The following is a 15,082-nucleotide window of genomic DNA, read 5'->3' as shown; positions in this document are numbered from 1 at the left end:
AGAAACTACTATCTTTGTTACACCTTCAGGCGGGAGTAGCTCAGTTGGTAGAGCGGCAGCTTCCCAAGCTGCAGGCCGTGGGTTCGAACCCCATTTCCCGCTCATAGATTAAGTCGCTTATCAGAAATGGTGAGCGACTTTTTGTTTTCAGCTTTCCAAGCCGGAAACTCAGTTAATGCATTGCAAGCGCATTTAATAGAACAATCCTGGTATTTTATTGTACAGATAACATAACCCATGCTTAATTGCTCCCTTGCTATGGATACGTTGTCTTTGCGAATAATACTGGTCGATGATGACGCGGCAGACCGCGAATTGATTCATTGGGCGCTGGCCTCCGCTATTCAACCGATACAAATTGACGAAATGACTACTGGTCAGGAATTAATCGATTGGCTGGCCCACCAGCGCAGCCTGAATGCGCAGCATGTGCCACCCGATAACTCCTTTGTGACCATCATCTTACTGGATATTCATATGCCTGCGATGACGGGCCTGGAGACGGTGCGTTTGTTGGGTGATATGCGAAACCTACCGTATATACCTGTAGTTGTGCTGGCGGCAACCATGAATGAACAGCTTAAGCAGCAAGCCTATGAGCAGGGCATTCATCTGTATATGGTCAAACCAACCAGGTCGGGTGGAGTACACCGGGTAGTCGAGGCGGTCAAACTTTGCTACCGGGATACACTGCGTTTAAGAGAGCAGTCGGAAATCCTCTAACGTGCAGCATACTAGCGGCAATAGTGGGTAGATGCGTCGATGCATCGCTGTATTGCAATGGGCAGGTACGTCCTGTAACTGGATACGCGTAAAGTATCCAGTTACAGGACGTACCTGCGTTCGTATAAGCTAAACCTGGCTTGCTTTTTGATCACTATTTAATCTATCAATCAACTATTCAATCAAAGAAGTGGCTGATTGTGTTAAACTTTCTGCGCGGTTGCCAGTCTACCAATACAGTGAATCAACGTATCCGGCAGCAGTATACGCCTACTCAACGATAACATCAGTAATGAATCAGAACCTCCGGTTATTCCTTGTGCTTACAGCCAGCCTGATCAGTTTTTTTATATACTGCACCATGTGGATAGATTGGGTGCAGGACGTTATGAACGGAACCTATCTACACAACTACCTGGAAGCTATGCTCGAAACAGTTGTTCTGGCTGGTTATACCTATCTGGCCATTCGTTTTGCCTACAGCCGCCTGAATCTATTTTAGCCAATGCGTTTAGATCGCCTCGAATTTATCGGCAATGGCCTGCCGTAGTTTCTCAACAATGGTATGCCAGTTGAGACCCAGGCCCGACTGACCAGCCTCATCGGCTATATCCTGCTGTTCGAGGGCATATTTGAGCATGGCCTGTAATTCGGTAAATGGTTGGGTCGACAGGGAATCCATAGTTTGTATCGGTCTGAAACGTTGATTATCCCGGCAGAAAGGCTGCGTCGGGTACGTTTACTAATCCCCGAAATCACCGCTTTTGTTTCAGGTATCGATTTGCCGACATGCCATTGCCGCCTGCCAGGGTAGCCGCCCCGTCTGCTTCGGCCAGGTACGTTGGTCCGTTATCCAGGTCAGTCGATAACCCGTAGGTTGCATTTTCCGCCACAAAAGCGTAGTTTGAGGTGCATGGGTAGAACGAACCAAACAACCTGGCAATGGCTGAACCGGGCCGGTAGCTTACTGGCTGCCTGGCTAGTACTGTTGTTGTCTGCTGGAAACGTTCACCATCAGCCCGTTACAGCCCGCCAGCATTACATTTCGTATGACGTGCCCCGGCAGTCAGCAGGTAAACCAGACGTAGCGTCGGCCGTTTGTAATCACGCACCTGCCGCCCGAATCGGTGCCAGGCCTGGGCACTCATTCGGCCCAACTGTAGGGTGGTTTCCATACCTGCTCCCTGCTTTAAGCTGGGGCGTCGACAGTCAGGTAGCAGGCCAGTCACAGTACTCCTGTTATTCGTTCCGGTTTCTGCGGCTCATCTTCGAGCACCAGATTGCGATCAACGCGCCCTGACGCCCCCGTCCCGGCCATTCTACCCCTATCGTCCGTCGTCCGTTTCTTCCGGCTAACCAGTCAGAAGCAGCTCTGTTGTAGCCTGTCTTTCCCGGTGAGCTGGCTGGCTATCGACGCTTCCCAATAGCCCCGGCTACCTCTGTAGCTCTACAGGCAGGCGTGTGCTCGTACTAGTGTATCACACCCCGTTAATCTCTCAACCCTATGCTAGCGCAACCCACTCTGATTACCGCTTCCCGAACGTATAGCAGTCGCCTGAAAGATGGCGTTTTTTTGATAACCGGTGTGCTTTGTGCCGGTATGGGCCTGAAAGGCTTTTTGTTACCCAACGATTTTATCGACGGCGGTGCCATGGGCATTTCGCTGTTGCTGGAAATTACGACTGGCGCCGAACTAGCCCTGCTGGTTGTCCTGGTTAATCTACCATTTATCTGGCTGGGCTATCGACAGATTTCCCGTGGCTTTGCCATTCGAACAACATTGGCCATTAGCCTGCTGGCAGTATGTCTGGTTGCGGTCCCTTATCCCGTGGTTACTACCGATAAGCTGTTGATCTCTGTATTTGGCGGTTTTTTTCTGGGTGCTGGCATTGGGCTGGCAATTCGGGGTGGCGGCGTGCTCGATGGCACCGAGGTACTCGCGATCTGGGTCAGTCGTCGGTCAGCTTTAACTGTAGGTGACGTCATTATGGTCATCAACGTGCTGGTGTTTGGTGCAGCAGCCATTTTATTGACGATCGAAACGGCCCTTTACGCCATGCTAACGTACCTGGCAGCCTCTAAAACCGTTGACTTCCTGATTCATGGCATCGAAGAATACACGGCTGTCATTATCGTCTCTGATCATCATCAGGCCATGCGCAGCATGATCACCGAAAAACTGGGGCGCGGAGTTACCGTCTTCAAAGGCGAAAAAGGCTATGGCAAACGCGGTCACCAGCAGGCAGATACCAGCATTTTGTATGCCGTGGTTACCCGCCTGGAACTCACCCGCCTGAAAGACAGTATCAGCCGGATCGATGAACATGCGTTCGTGATCAACCATGGTATCGACGATGCCAAGGGGGGAATGATAAAAGGCCGACCATTGCATTGATCCGTATAGCCGAGTAGCCAGGTATGTGGTGGGTGTCGAAGGCCATTCGTCGCCTGTCACGGCCTTCGCCTGGCAACGCAGGCAAACTTATCAACAGCTACCCCGTTCATTATTAGACACCAGTGGCCGATCACGTCTGATCAGCCTACTGGCCGTTCACCCATAAAGTAGTCGCTTCCTATGGATTCATTCAGTTATGATTTGTGGCTAGTCATTGTAGCGCTGGCTATCCTAGCCGTGGCCTGGCTACCTTCGCTGCTGGCTGATCATCCGCTCTCATACCCCATTCTATTTGTTATGAGCGGCTGGCTGCTTTATAAGCTACCGTTGGACCTGCCCAATCCGTTGCCGATGAACAGCCCGGCGCTAACTACCCATCTGACGGAGCTCTGCGTCATTATCGCGCTGACCGGAACGGGCCTTAAGATCGACCGGAAGTTTAGCTGGCGGGGCTGGCGAATTCCGCTTCGGCTTATCTGGTTGACCATGATGGTCACCATTGGGGTCTTTGCCTTTCTGGCGTGGCAATGGGTTGGCTGGCCACTGGCGACCGCTCTGTTTCTGGCAGCCAGTCTGGCGCCCACTGATCCGGTGCTGGCGGGCGATGTGCAGGTGGGCGATCCAAACGAAGGCGGCGAAGATACGGTGCGCTTTGCCCTGACGGCAGAAGCCGGCCTGAACGACGGCATGGCTTTCCCGTTCGTTTACCTGGCCATTAGTCTGGCGCTGACAACGGTGCCCTCATCGGACTCACTGGTACACTGGCTGCTATATGACCTGTTGTACCGGGTGGGCGTTGGGTTGCTGGCGGGCTGGTTGTCTGGCCGCTTGCTGGCGTACCTGATCTTTGAACTGCCGCAGCGAATCAGTATCAAGACAACGGCCTACGGATTCGTGGCACTAGCCGTTACACTGACCAGCTATGGCGTTACGGAATTGATGCACGGCTACGGTTTTCTGGCCGTTTTTGTCGCGGCGATTACTATCCGGAACCATGAACGTACCCACGAGTACCACACCTATATGCATGACTTCTCTGACCAGATGGAACGACTGCTGGTTGCCCTGCTATTGTTGCTGTTTGGTGGTGCACTGGCCAAGGGGCTGCTACAAGCCCTGACCTTACAGGACGCCTGGCTAGGCCTTACGCTGCTCTTCCTGATTCGACCACTAATTGGCTGGCTGACCCTGTGGAAAACCAACGCCCGGGGGTTGAAACGCTGGATCATTGCCAGTTTTGGCATTCGAGGCATTGGCTCTATGTTTTACATTGCTTACGGGTTACAAAAGGCCCCTTTCGCTGATCCGGGGCGTATATGGGCACTCACAGGATGGATTATTGTTGTATCGGTGTTTCTGCACGGCATACTGGCAACGCCGGTCATGAGCCGATTAGACCAGCGACTGCAAAAGCATCCGACTACCTGATAAACAGCTGCCAGCGCTCACTCCTTCAGCATTTTTCACTATCCACGAGGCGTGAAACCGGAAGAAGAGCGCGAAAGCGACCTTATTGCCAGAGACAACCCGGTTATCATTGCCGGTTACGGTCACTTTGGTAACACAACAGGACGCTTTTTACAAGCCAACAACATAGGCACCACCATACTCGACGTCGACAGCGACAAGGCCACCTGGCCCCGACGGATGGGCTTCAGGCGCCGCCAATCGCTGCGACGCCTGCGAGCTCATGAACGCCGGGATGCTGCCCATCTACCGGGAACCGCTCGACACCAGCCTAGGCGTCGGCATTGATGCGCTAACGCTATTGGGACGCCGGTCGCCTGCGGCAGCGCGGGCCGCTAAAACGTTCTTCATTCACGACGAACGACCCCTGAAGAAGGTATCGGCCATTCGCCACGAAGACGAAAACCTAACGGCTGTCCGCGAAATCATGGAAGACCTGGAACAGCAGGTCAGGTACGTTGATGCTAGTCGCCGCGCCTCAATCAGCGTCGGGGAAGGTGGCTTCAAGCGCCCTTGTCGTTTCCCAGGAGAAAGGCAGCCAATCGCCCGTCTGGGCATCATACACCTCTGTGGCGGCCTGGCAGGCAAACAATTTGTAATCGAATTTAGGGTAATGTCCAACCAGATAGCCAGGGTAGTAGTAGACTTTCTGCTGTTGTTGAGCGTATAGCATCTTCTGCAACATCAGGTACTTGCCCAGGCTTTGTTTATGGTAGGCTGGGTGGTAAAAATTCATGATGCCGGCAATACTCCGCTGCCCCTGATCGAATATACCGGCGGCAATCAGCCGGCCCTGGTCCCGCACTTCAACAACGTATGTGTCGAATATGGTGCGCGGATTACCGTCGAGCAGGCATGATTCTACGGAGTAGGGTGCGTCGAAATCAAGGTTGTTCCAGTAGTGATCGTACAGCTCTTCCAGTTCATCGGTCAGCTGAAGTGGTTTCACAATCGTGGTATACTGACTGTTGATACGAAGTAACCGATTCTGCTTCGGCCCGAACCTGACATCGGCCAACACAATGCGCAGCCAGTGTACGGGATAACGTACCTCATTAAAATATACGTAGCGGCAGGTAAAAACCTGCTGCTGCATCCTGAAATAGCCTCGGCTCAAGAACAGATCAAGCCTGTTTTTGTCAATCATTAGCGTAATCTAGGCTGATGGGTGTCTATGAACAAGTTACTACGTACCTAATCTATATCGACAGAAAACAGACTGTTTCTTAGTTGTTCCTAGTGGCTGGAACGGCTCCATAAACAGATACTGGACGGCCACGGCCACCTGGCCAACCTCACACCACTTTGTGGCCGATTGGCACATGATAGAGCCGCGTTTCGCCCTTGTTGTGCGCTGCCTGTTTCGACCGCCGAACAGATCAGGCCGGTAGGCTTACTATTAACAAACAAAGACGGTAGCCGTAGGTTCTTGACTTGTAAACAACCTACTACGATGAATAACCCTCAACAACTCCGAAATGGGTGGATGCTCTCTACCCGTGGTGTTTGCTACATCCTTATGGGCGGCGCTTTATTTCTCTACGCCAATACGTTCACGCCCGCTTCGGGGCGGATAATCGGAATCATTACGTTACTGGCGGGCCTGGCGGGCTTTGGCTACGGCTTCACCAACCGCCAGGCCGACTCCAACAGTTTATGGAGTCTCCTGCATGGCCTGAACGATCTGGCTTTTGGCGTCGTCTTCCTGTTTGTTGCCGGCAGTGGCCTCAAATCATTCATTGACATGCTGGGCTTTTGGGCCGTTTTCTACGCGTTTCTGCAGGCAGTACAGGCTATGTATCTTGCCTTGATGCAGGGTGGCGCCTCGTTTGCCGCCAAGCTCGTTCACTTTCTGAGCGTGCTAACGTCGGGGTATCTGGCCTTCAACCTGCTGCTCCGGCCAATTGGCCTCATCGACTCATTGGGCATCACTGGTTTCTTCCCAATCGTGTTGGGCATTCTCCTTATTGTGCTGCAACAATTGTCGCAACGGGCGAAGGAAGCGGGTTCGGTTGCCCGTTAACCGGTTCAGGGCGTAGCTCGCCCTGCTCAACCGCCTGCTGGATCTGCACACTGATCGGGGTATATTCTACCTCACATGGATAGCCGAACAGGCAGTTGGCCTTGATCTGATCAACGACTTTGGCCGGTACCATTACTTCCCAGCCATCTTCACCCGCCTGAATCATTTCAAGCACATGATCGGTCGAGATATGCAGGTTCTGCTCGTTATAGTCGGTGATATCCTCGATTTTGTCGTTGCTTTTAAGGTATTGAAACAACGGCTCCAGATGCGGGGGCAACTGAAACTGGGCGCAGGTATAAATCTGACCGTTCCGGAAGGTGGGATATACAAACAGCTTCACCTTCCGGCTGAAGAGGGTGGCAAACGATTCCAGAATACCACCCGGCAGGAAGTTATAATGGTCTTCCTCGAAGATGTATTCCAGGTTCGGAATGCCCATGATCAACCCTATTTTCAGCCGGGTCAGGCGCGACAGGTAAGCCACGAGCCGGTAATACTCGTGGTAATTCGAGATCATCACCGTCTGGCCCAGTCCACACAGAATATCGACCCGATCCAGAAAGTCTTTCTCGTCGATACCCTGTTCATTGGCTTTCAGGTTGTGCAACGTCAGCTCCGACAGCATCATAACCCGGCTGGCATCAACATCAGGCTCCTCCAGAAACTGCTTCAGCCCGTTATCGATCATATCGAGCTGCACGTTGGTTACCGGCCGGAGCCGCCCGCGCATCACCACCACATTTTTCTTGTAGAGCGCTTCTTTTGGCTGAAGTACCTGCCCGTCGGGGCCAAACAGGGCCGCATCGGTGAAGCCGTTCTTCACCAGATACAGGCTCATCAGCCGGTTATCAACCTGTGCAAAATCAGGTCCGCTACACCGGATAGTGTCAATCTGGATGCGCTCGGGCGAGAGATCGTCCATCAGCGACAGCACCAGCGTCTCGGGGGCTTTGGCGTAGTAGAAACAGGCGTAGATCAAATTCACGCCGATAATGCCCAGGGTCTGCTGTTGCAGCAGGTTTTCATTATCGAGCAGTCGAACGTGAATAACCACATCATTGGGCGGCGCCAGCGGATCACTCTGGAAACGACAGCCCAGCCAGCCGTGGCCCTCGTTCGTCTTCTGATAGTTCAGGGCAACGACGGTATTGGCAAATGCAAAGAAGGTCGTGTCGGCACCTCGTTTCTCCGACAGCCGTTTTTCAAGAAGGCTATACTCTTTGTTGAGCATTTTCATCAGCCGCGATTCAACAACGTACCTGCCACTCACTTCGGTACCATAAATCGCGTCGCTGAAGGTCATGTCATAGGCAGACATCGTCTTGGCTACGGTCCCTGATGCACCACCCGCCTTAAAAAAGATCGCTGCCGTTTCCTGCCCCGCGCCGATTTCGGCAAAAGAGCCGTATATCCGACGATCAAGGTTTAGACGCAACGCTTTCTGTTTAGTGCCTATATTTTTTTCGTACATAGTGCTGATCGAAGTGGTACAACCAAAATTACACCATTTACCCCGAAAATTCCCTGTTTACTGTTTGCTGTTTACCGTCTTCTGTTGCGCTGCTAATTCACCAATATAGGCCCTCCGCAACGCAACGGAAGGCGGTAAACAGCAACCTGTAAACTCCTCCCTAAAAACGGCTTAGTACCCGGTCAACGCCCGATACATACCCCGACCCGAACAGGTTTACATGCACTAACAACGGATATAGGTTGTAGATCGGTATGCGCTCAGCGAAGCCAGGTTCGAGCGGAAACAGCTCGGTGTAGGCGTCGTAAAAGCGGGTATCGAAGCCCCCGAAGAGATGAGTAAACGCCAGCTCCGCCTCGCGCAGGCCATAATACACAGCCGGGTCTACCACGGCCGGTTCACCGGCTTCGGTAATGAGCACATTGCCGGTCCAGAGGTCACCGTGAAGCAGCGCGGGGCGGTCGGCGGGCAGCAAGTCGGGGAGACGCTCGCGAAGCCGGAAGAGCGCATCATAATGCGCTTTGGTCAGCAGACCGTTGTATAACGCCTGGCCTGCCTGCGGCAATAAACGGCAATCGAAAAAGAAGTCATACCCGCTGGCGGTCAGTGTATTACGTTGCGACAACGTACCTATGAAATTGTCGTGATCAAGCCCGAACTGCGGCTGTGTGTGGGCGTGTAATTCCGCTAGCTGCCGCCCAAGCTTTGTCCAGAAAGCGGGTGGGGCACCCGGCAACCCACCCGTAGCCGATTCCAGGTAGTCCAGAATAAGGTACGCCTGGTCGCCTTGTCGGCCGTAACCAACTTCGGCGGGCACCCGAATGACGTTTGCGTGGCGCAGAATCGCTAATCCGGCGGCCTCCACGGCAAAGAGTTCGTCGCCATCGGGCATTTGTTCATTGATCCGCTGGCGGCCGGTTCCACTCAGATCAGCCTGATTCCACTTCACGAAGAACGTACCCAGCGAGGTAAATACCCGCGCCGCCGTGTTGATGTCGCCTCCATTCAGAAACTGTGTATCGAGCACTTCCACTGGCTCACCCAGGTGCTGAAACAGGATTGTTTCAAAAAATTCCGCCTGCTCATTCCCCCAAAATTGCATACATCGTCACGTCCAGTTCGAGTACCTAACCCGCTTCACGGTCGGGCGGTTTACTACGCCGCCCAACTTCTTTAACAGACAAAAGCGCGACAGGTTGCCCCGCCGCGCTTTCCTGGCTACTTTTTGACTACTTACTCCACCGTTACCGACTTGGCCAGGTTACGGGGTTGGTCTACGTTGCGGCCGCGCATCACGGCGATATCGTAGGCCAGTAGTTGCATAGGAATAACCGAAATCAGCGGCATCAGTATATCATGCACTTTCGGAATTTCGATCACAAAATCGACCATCGTGGGCAAGTGCGTATCGCCTTCTGTTGTTACAGCAATTACGCGGCCTTTCCGGGCTTTTACCTCCTGAATATTTGATACCACTTTTTCGTACGAACTGTCTTGTGTGGCAACGACCACCATCGGCATGTCTTCGTCGATCAATGCAATTGGACCGTGCTTCATTTCAGCGGCCGGGTAGCCTTCGGCGTGGATGTAGCTGATTTCTTTCAGCTTCAGCGCCCCTTCCAGCGCAACCGGAAAATTCAGACCGCGACCCAGATAAATGAAGTTACGGGCGTAGGTGAAGATGTACGCTATCTCCTTGATCTTCTCGGCGCTTTGCAGTACCCGCTCCACTTTGGCCGGAACGGCTTCCAGTTCGGCCAGCAACTGCCGGAACAGCGTATCCGAAATGGTGCCTTTTCGTTTGGCAGCCGCTATTGCCATCAGTGTCAGCACGGTTACCTGCGCGGTAAACGCCTTTGTACTGGCTACCCCAATCTCTGGGCCGGCATGGGTGTAGGCCCCCGCATGGGTAGCGCGGGCAATCGATGAACCCACCACGTTACAAACGCCAAAAATGGTAGCCCCTTTCGATTTGGCCAGTTCGATGGCAGCCAGTGTATCGGCCGTTTCACCCGACTGCGAGATGGCGATCACAATATCACCTTCTTTAATGATCGGGTTACGGTACCGGAATTCCGAGGCGTACTCGACCTCGACGGGAATCCGGGCCAGCTCTTCAAAAATGTATTCGGCCACCAGCCCGGCATGCCACGACGTGCCGCAGCCAACGATGATGATCCGCTTCGACTTGGCGAGTTTGTCCATGTAGTCGCGGAGGCCACCGAGTTGTAGCATTCCTTCGTCGGCGTTAACGCGGCCGCGCATCGAATCGGCGATAGAGCGTGGCTGCTCGAAGATCTCTTTCAGCATGAAATGGTCGAAGCCGCCTTTTTCAATGGCTTCAAGCTCCATTTCAATCTTCTGCACGTAAGGCGTCGTCTTGGTGTTATCGAGGGTAACGATCGTCAGTTTGCCGTCTTTTACCGTCGCAATCTCGTATTCGTTCAGGTAAACGACATCCTTTGTGTATTCGATGATCGGTGAGGCATCGGAAGCGAAGAAATATTCGCCGTCGCCAACGCCAATTACCAGCGGGCTTCCTTTACGGGCCGCCACCAGTTGCGTGGGGTCGGCGGCATTCATGACCACGATGGCATAGGCACCAACAACCTCTTGCAAGGCAGACCGTACGGCTTCTTCCAGCGTCCCACCGGCGTTTTCCCAAATGTCTTCAATAAACTGACCCAGCACCTCCGTATCGGTCTGACTGGTGAAGGTATGCCCTTTCCGCAGCAGTGTTTCTTTGATGGTGGCGTAGTTTTCGATAATCCCGTTATGGATAATCGCCAGTTTCTTGTGGAAGGAGTAGTGTGGGTGTGCGTTTACGTCGTTGGGCTCGCCGTGGGTAGCCCAACGGGTGTGACCCATGCCAATGGTCGACGACAATGCCTTCCCCTCGAGTTCCTGTTCCAGGGCTGTAACTTTCCCCTTCTTCTTGTAAACCTTCAGTCCATCACCATTCAGCAGCGCCACGCCCGCGCTATCGTAGCCCCGATATTCGAGCCGTTTGAGTCCTTTGATGACGAGGGGGCAGGCTTCCCGGTGCCCCACGTAGGCGACAATACCACACATAATTGTGACGAGTTAACAGTAAGCAGTTATTAATTGGTGGGTAAATAGGTAGGCTCAACGTACCTGATAGGCCGGGAGGCCACAGGTAAAAGCAGTGAACCCCGCCAGATAAGGCGGGGTTCAGGAAAGTTAGTTAGATTTTGTGTAAAACAGAACCAGTTTCACACTGGCCTTCCCATCGAGCACCATTCGCCAGACCCGGTTACTGAGCACCGCCTGCGTTTGGTCTGTCAGGCCACCGGTTTGAGCGTTCTGAACAAACAACTGGCTACTGGGCGTCAGTATAGCTAGTCCGTTGTTCGGGCTCACCTTTGAGGCCACCGATTGCAGATAGCCAGCCAGTTGGAAGGTGTAACTATTCGTGCGTGGATCGAGAATAGCCGTTTGCGTACCACTGAAGCTGGCCGGCAAACGGTCCGACGGGCCGTATGTCTGTACGGTGAACAGAATGGATTCTATCCCGGTAGTGGTTACCGATCGAGCCAGCCTATTCTGCGCATTCACTTCCGACAAGACCAGGTAGGGCGGCAGCGGCCGCTTTCCATCTTCAGCCACGTTGGGCGTGACGATCAGATCGGCCCGGTTGATGGCGATTCGCCCCGAACTCAGCAGACCCAGCAGGCTTGGAAACTGCAGCTTCGTGGTTACGCCGGTGGCAGGCTGCACGTAGCTACGTCCCGTTACGGTTGTTGGCAAGCTCTGACCAGGGCGTAGACTAGCCAGGGCAGTTCCCCCTCTATTGGCCGTAATCTGGTTGAACCGTTTGCCAATAAAGGGCAGCGTATAGGCCCGTGCAAACGTCTCGCCTTTTACGTGGAAATAGGTGATCACGGCTCCTTCCGATGGGGTCATGCCCAGGATCGATGCCTGCGGCACACTGTTGGAGGTGAGCACATAATCGTGAGGAATTTTCTGCCGAAAGGCAACCGGGTCAACCCAGGCTCCCGTTGTTGTCGAAAAAAGCAGCGCATTGGTATTCGCCATCGATAGAATCGTGCTACCAATCGTGTTGGCGATGGCAGTCGGATAAAGGTACCCCGCCGTATCTACCACCGATGGCCTTGGCTTAAACGTGCGACGGGCAATGACTTTACTTACCGCAGGACCAGGGCTTGAGATATCATAATTGATACTCCGAAGGCTATCAGTCAGTTCAGACAAAATGACCTCGTGCGTCGCGGTTGTGTCGCCATACCAGATGCTGTTTATCGGAAAGCGCAGTTTGGTCGAGTCAACGATGATCCGGTCGGCTGATGTTACGTTGGACGTACCTGAATCGGTAACGACCAAACTACCGGATGGTCGTAGCTGAATGAACGCCTTACTTTCTATTTGCCCGAAAATCGGATCAGCGTACCGGCCTATCAGTGCCGAACTTTGGTCATTGCTCCGTACCGAATCCAGCTGGATTGTGGTACGGGTAATGGTCATTGTATCAGTATAAAGCACATCTACGGGGGTAGACGGTGCCAGGCCGATCTCCTTGGGTGCTTCGCAGGCAATTGCCGTTAGCAATACAGCGGCAACGAAGACCAGTTTAGCTGGCCAGTTGCGTATAGATGTTGAAATAACGCTCGCTAACGTTTGTTTCTGCCTCGTCGAGGTCAAGTTTGTGTTCGGCAATTTCATTCAGAATAGTATTCAGACTATCGTGTTCGGTTTTTCCTGCGTTGACAACGGCGTCGGCGTAGGCACAACCGATTTTTATAAACCCGGTGAAATCACCGGTTTCGAGGTGGCTGAGCATCGCATCATCAATGTCCATCATCTTGGCCTTTTCAACCAGGTCGCTGGCATTGAAACGATGTTCAAACGAGTTATTGTACACGGTAAAGACCGACTTGGTGTCTTTGAACATGGGGTCGTTCTTGTACGTCGTCTTCAGATACAACGGAATCAGCGCCGTCATCCAGTCATTACAGTGAACGATATCGGGCGACCAGCCTAATTTTTTCACCGTTTCCAGTACGCCCTTGCAGAAGAAGATAGCCCGCTCATCGTTGTCGTCGTAGAACTTGTCTTCTTTATCGTGGAAGACATACTTCCGATGGAAATAGTCTTCGTTATCGATAAAATAGACCTGCAATTTCGCGGTCGGAATCGAGGCAACTTTAATAATCAACGGCTTCTCTTCATCACCCACCGAGATATTGATCCCCGATAGCCGGACCACTTCATGAAGCCGGTTTTTACGTTCATTGATGAGCCCAAACCGAGGAACCAGAATTCGGATCTCCATGCCGCGTTCCTGCATATCCTGCGGTAACTTTCGCACGAAATCGGCCACGTCAGAGGTTTTGAGGAAGGGCGTAATTTCACTGGCTACGTACAAAATGCGAAGTTTGCTCATAAATGCAAGAGGGAATTATTTTGGACGGCTTCACCTTAAAAACCTGCAAAATTAAGCAAAAAAACCCCGTATTTCAATACAATTCGTCGCAAAAAATTACAATTTACCTACCCCGCAATTCCTACTTATTTTCTGTTCTATATGCATCATTTCAACACCGTCGACGCCCTTCGGCATCATTTAACTGCTGTTCGCCAAAGGGGACAGACTATTGGTTTCGTCCCAACAATGGGTGCATTGCACAAGGGCCACCTGACTCTGGTTGAACAGGCTAAATCGGAGTGCGACGTTGTGGTTTGCAGCCTGTTTGTCAATCCCACTCAGTTTAACAATCCCGATGATCTGGCCCGCTACCCCCGTACGCTTGCTGAAGACTCGGCGTTGCTCGAAAGGGTTGGAACAGACGTGATCTTTTCGCCGTCGGTAACCGAAATGTATCCCGAACCAGCCACGCTACGGTTCAACTTTGGGGAATTGGAAACCGTTATGGAAGGCGCCTCCAGGCCTGGCCATTTCAATGGTGTTGGCCTGGTTGTCAGTAAGTTGTTCCACATGGTTCAGCCCGATAAAGCCTATTTCGGCCAGAAAGACCTGCAGCAGGTTGCCGTTGTCCGGCGGCTGGTACGTGACTTGACTTTTCCGCTCGAACTGGTCCGTTGTGATACCGTTCGGGAAGCAGATGGATTAGCCATGTCGTCGCGCAATCGCCTCTTGTCATCTGAGGAACGTACCCAGGCACCCGGGCTATTCGAGGCCTTAACGCTGGCGAAAAACAGGCTTCTGGATGAGTACTCACCCGAGCAGGCTCAGGCTGCCGTACGTGATTACCTGGCGCACCGGCCCGCCTTCACGCTGGACTATATCGAGGTTGTCCATACCGATACCCTTCAACCCGTAGCCGAATTGCAGCCGCCCGGCCAAACCGCCCTCTGCATCGCCGCCCAACTGGGTAAGGTACGGTTGATCGATAATGTAGTGTTTTAAGTGTATCCGGTTTGTATGCAGGATCGGGCCTGACTTCTACAGACACTTCCGTCGCGTATCAATGATCGCGTGGATTTTCCAGACGCCGTTGAAACGGACGAGGGTGAAGGCGTTGGCCCCGCAGTGAACCGTTTTGCCTTTGTAGCTGAAGCTGTAGGGAATAAAGGCCGTGGCCAGATCGCCATCGATCTGGATCTGATAAGGCTGGATGATTTCGTTCAGATCGCCCGGTTTGGCCTTACCCACCGACGAAGCAAATCCATCAATTGATTCAGTCTTCACGCTCACAAAGCCAGCCGTATTGGTAACCGTCTGCAGGGTAGCCCCCGAGGCAAAGGCAGCCTTCACGGCAACAGAATCGGCCTTTTTCATGCCTTCGAATAAATCATCGACGGCCTGCATGATCGCCACATCTTCCTGTGGCGTGGTTTCCATCGTCTGCGCAAAGCTGGCCAACGGGAGAAAAAGGAGAAGCAGAAGCGTTTTCATTATGAAGTTTCAGGTTTCGTGTCTCAAGTTTCAAGTAGCGCTGCTCAGGCAACTGCCCCGATAAAAGGCAGCGCCACTTGAAACTTGAGACACGAAACCTGAAAC

General features: G+C 52.9%; 16 protein-coding genes, 1 tRNA gene and 1 pseudogene. 9 read left to right on the top strand and 9 right to left on the bottom strand.

Annotated features, from left to right (window positions below; all coding sequences use genetic code 11):
- Positions 1-29: 29 nt before the first annotated feature.
- The 3 genes from ACAW75_RS21390 to ACAW75_RS21380 all read left to right on the top strand — a co-directional run bounded on the left by ACAW75_RS21390 (position 30) and on the right by ACAW75_RS21380 (position 1,225).
- Positions 30-102: transfer RNA gene (locus ACAW75_RS21390), tRNA-Gly, on the top strand.
- Between the two features lie 156 nt (positions 103-258).
- Entirely contained in the window at positions 259-723 is a 465-nt protein-coding gene (locus tag ACAW75_RS21385; protein ID WP_370730793.1) for a response regulator, read from the top strand.
- 292 nt (positions 724-1,015) lie between these two features.
- Entirely contained in the window at positions 1,016-1,225 is a 210-nt protein-coding gene (locus ACAW75_RS21380) for a hypothetical protein (protein WP_370730792.1), read from the top strand.
- A 9-nt stretch (positions 1,226-1,234) separates the two neighbouring features.
- Here the strand turns inward: ACAW75_RS21380 and ACAW75_RS21375 are convergent, their stop codons facing one another.
- Entirely contained in the window at positions 1,235-1,405 is a 171-nt protein-coding gene (locus tag ACAW75_RS21375; RefSeq protein ID WP_370730791.1) for a hypothetical protein, read from the bottom strand.
- A gap of 73 nt (positions 1,406-1,478) precedes the next feature.
- Positions 1,479-1,616, bottom strand: coding sequence for a hypothetical protein (locus tag ACAW75_RS21370; RefSeq protein WP_370730790.1), 138 nt, complete (start codon positions 1,614-1,616; stop codon positions 1,479-1,481).
- A gap of 20 nt (positions 1,617-1,636) precedes the next feature.
- Between ACAW75_RS21370 and ACAW75_RS21365 the strand changes: the two genes are divergently transcribed.
- The 4 genes and pseudogenes from ACAW75_RS21365 to ACAW75_RS26110 all read left to right on the top strand — a co-directional run.
- The gene (locus ACAW75_RS21365) at positions 1,637-2,023 is read left to right on the top strand and encodes a hypothetical protein (RefSeq protein WP_370730789.1); all 387 of its coding nucleotides are present in this window, start codon (positions 1,637-1,639) and stop codon (positions 2,021-2,023) included.
- 204 nt (positions 2,024-2,227) lie between these two features.
- Positions 2,228-3,118, top strand: coding sequence for a YitT family protein (locus tag ACAW75_RS21360; protein WP_370730788.1), 891 nt, complete (start codon positions 2,228-2,230; stop codon positions 3,116-3,118).
- Between the two features lie 180 nt (positions 3,119-3,298).
- The gene (locus ACAW75_RS21355) at positions 3,299-4,546 is read left to right on the top strand and encodes a cation:proton antiporter (protein WP_370730787.1); all 1,248 of its coding nucleotides are present in this window, start codon (positions 3,299-3,301) and stop codon (positions 4,544-4,546) included.
- 262 nt (positions 4,547-4,808) lie between these two features.
- Positions 4,809-4,979: pseudogene (locus ACAW75_RS26110) on the top strand (hypothetical protein); the annotation flags it as partial.
- A gap of 84 nt (positions 4,980-5,063) precedes the next feature.
- Here the strand turns inward: ACAW75_RS26110 and ACAW75_RS21350 are convergent.
- Entirely contained in the window at positions 5,064-5,732 is a 669-nt protein-coding gene (locus ACAW75_RS21350) for an arginine-tRNA-protein transferase (protein ID WP_370730786.1), read from the bottom strand.
- A 306-nt stretch (positions 5,733-6,038) separates the two neighbouring features.
- On the opposite strand from ACAW75_RS21350, the gene ACAW75_RS21345 reads away from it, so the two are divergent.
- Positions 6,039-6,608, top strand: a complete 570-nt coding sequence (locus tag ACAW75_RS21345; protein WP_370730785.1) for a DUF308 domain-containing protein — start codon at positions 6,039-6,041, stop codon at positions 6,606-6,608.
- Here the strand turns inward: ACAW75_RS21345 and ACAW75_RS21340 are convergent.
- From ACAW75_RS21340 to ACAW75_RS21320, 5 genes are all read right to left on the bottom strand, one after another.
- The gene (locus ACAW75_RS21340) at positions 6,550-8,082 is read right to left on the bottom strand and encodes a TonB-dependent receptor (RefSeq protein WP_370730784.1); all 1,533 of its coding nucleotides are present in this window, start codon (positions 8,080-8,082) and stop codon (positions 6,550-6,552) included. The two genes, ACAW75_RS21345 and ACAW75_RS21340, sit on opposite strands and share 59 nt — an antisense overlap.
- Before the next feature lie 160 nt (positions 8,083-8,242).
- Entirely contained in the window at positions 8,243-9,184 is a 942-nt protein-coding gene (locus tag ACAW75_RS21335) for a fructosamine kinase family protein (RefSeq protein WP_370730783.1), read from the bottom strand.
- A gap of 131 nt (positions 9,185-9,315) precedes the next feature.
- Positions 9,316-11,154, bottom strand: coding sequence for a glutamine--fructose-6-phosphate transaminase (isomerizing) (gene glmS / locus ACAW75_RS21330; protein WP_370730782.1), 1,839 nt, complete (start codon positions 11,152-11,154; stop codon positions 9,316-9,318).
- Positions 11,155-11,283: 129 nt separating this feature from the next.
- Entirely contained in the window at positions 11,284-12,783 is a 1,500-nt protein-coding gene (locus ACAW75_RS21325; protein ID WP_370730781.1) for a DUF4270 family protein, read from the bottom strand.
- A complete protein-coding gene (locus ACAW75_RS21320; RefSeq protein WP_085411710.1) occupies positions 12,692-13,504 on the bottom strand; it encodes a glycogen/starch synthase in 813 nt (270 codons plus the stop codon). The genes ACAW75_RS21325 and ACAW75_RS21320 overlap by 92 nt, the downstream gene beginning before the upstream one ends.
- A gap of 141 nt (positions 13,505-13,645) precedes the next feature.
- On the opposite strand from ACAW75_RS21320, the gene panC reads away from it, so the two are divergent.
- On the top strand, positions 13,646-14,488 hold the full coding sequence (panC, locus tag ACAW75_RS21315; RefSeq protein WP_370730780.1) for a pantoate--beta-alanine ligase: 843 nt from the start codon (positions 13,646-13,648) through the stop codon (positions 14,486-14,488).
- A 36-nt stretch (positions 14,489-14,524) separates the two neighbouring features.
- On the opposite strand, the gene ACAW75_RS21310 is transcribed toward panC, so the two are convergent.
- Positions 14,525-14,977 (bottom strand): nuclear transport factor 2 family protein, encoded by a 453-nt coding sequence (locus tag ACAW75_RS21310; RefSeq protein ID WP_370730779.1) that lies wholly within the window; start codon positions 14,975-14,977, stop codon positions 14,525-14,527.
- Positions 14,978-15,082 lie beyond the last annotated feature (105 nt).

The organism is Fibrella arboris (genome assembly GCF_041321095.1).
GTDB lineage: Bacteria > Bacteroidota > Bacteroidia > Cytophagales > Spirosomataceae > Fibrella > Fibrella arboris.
Note: the sequence above shows the minus strand (reverse complement) of the source record. Positions and strands in the feature narration are given on the sequence as shown.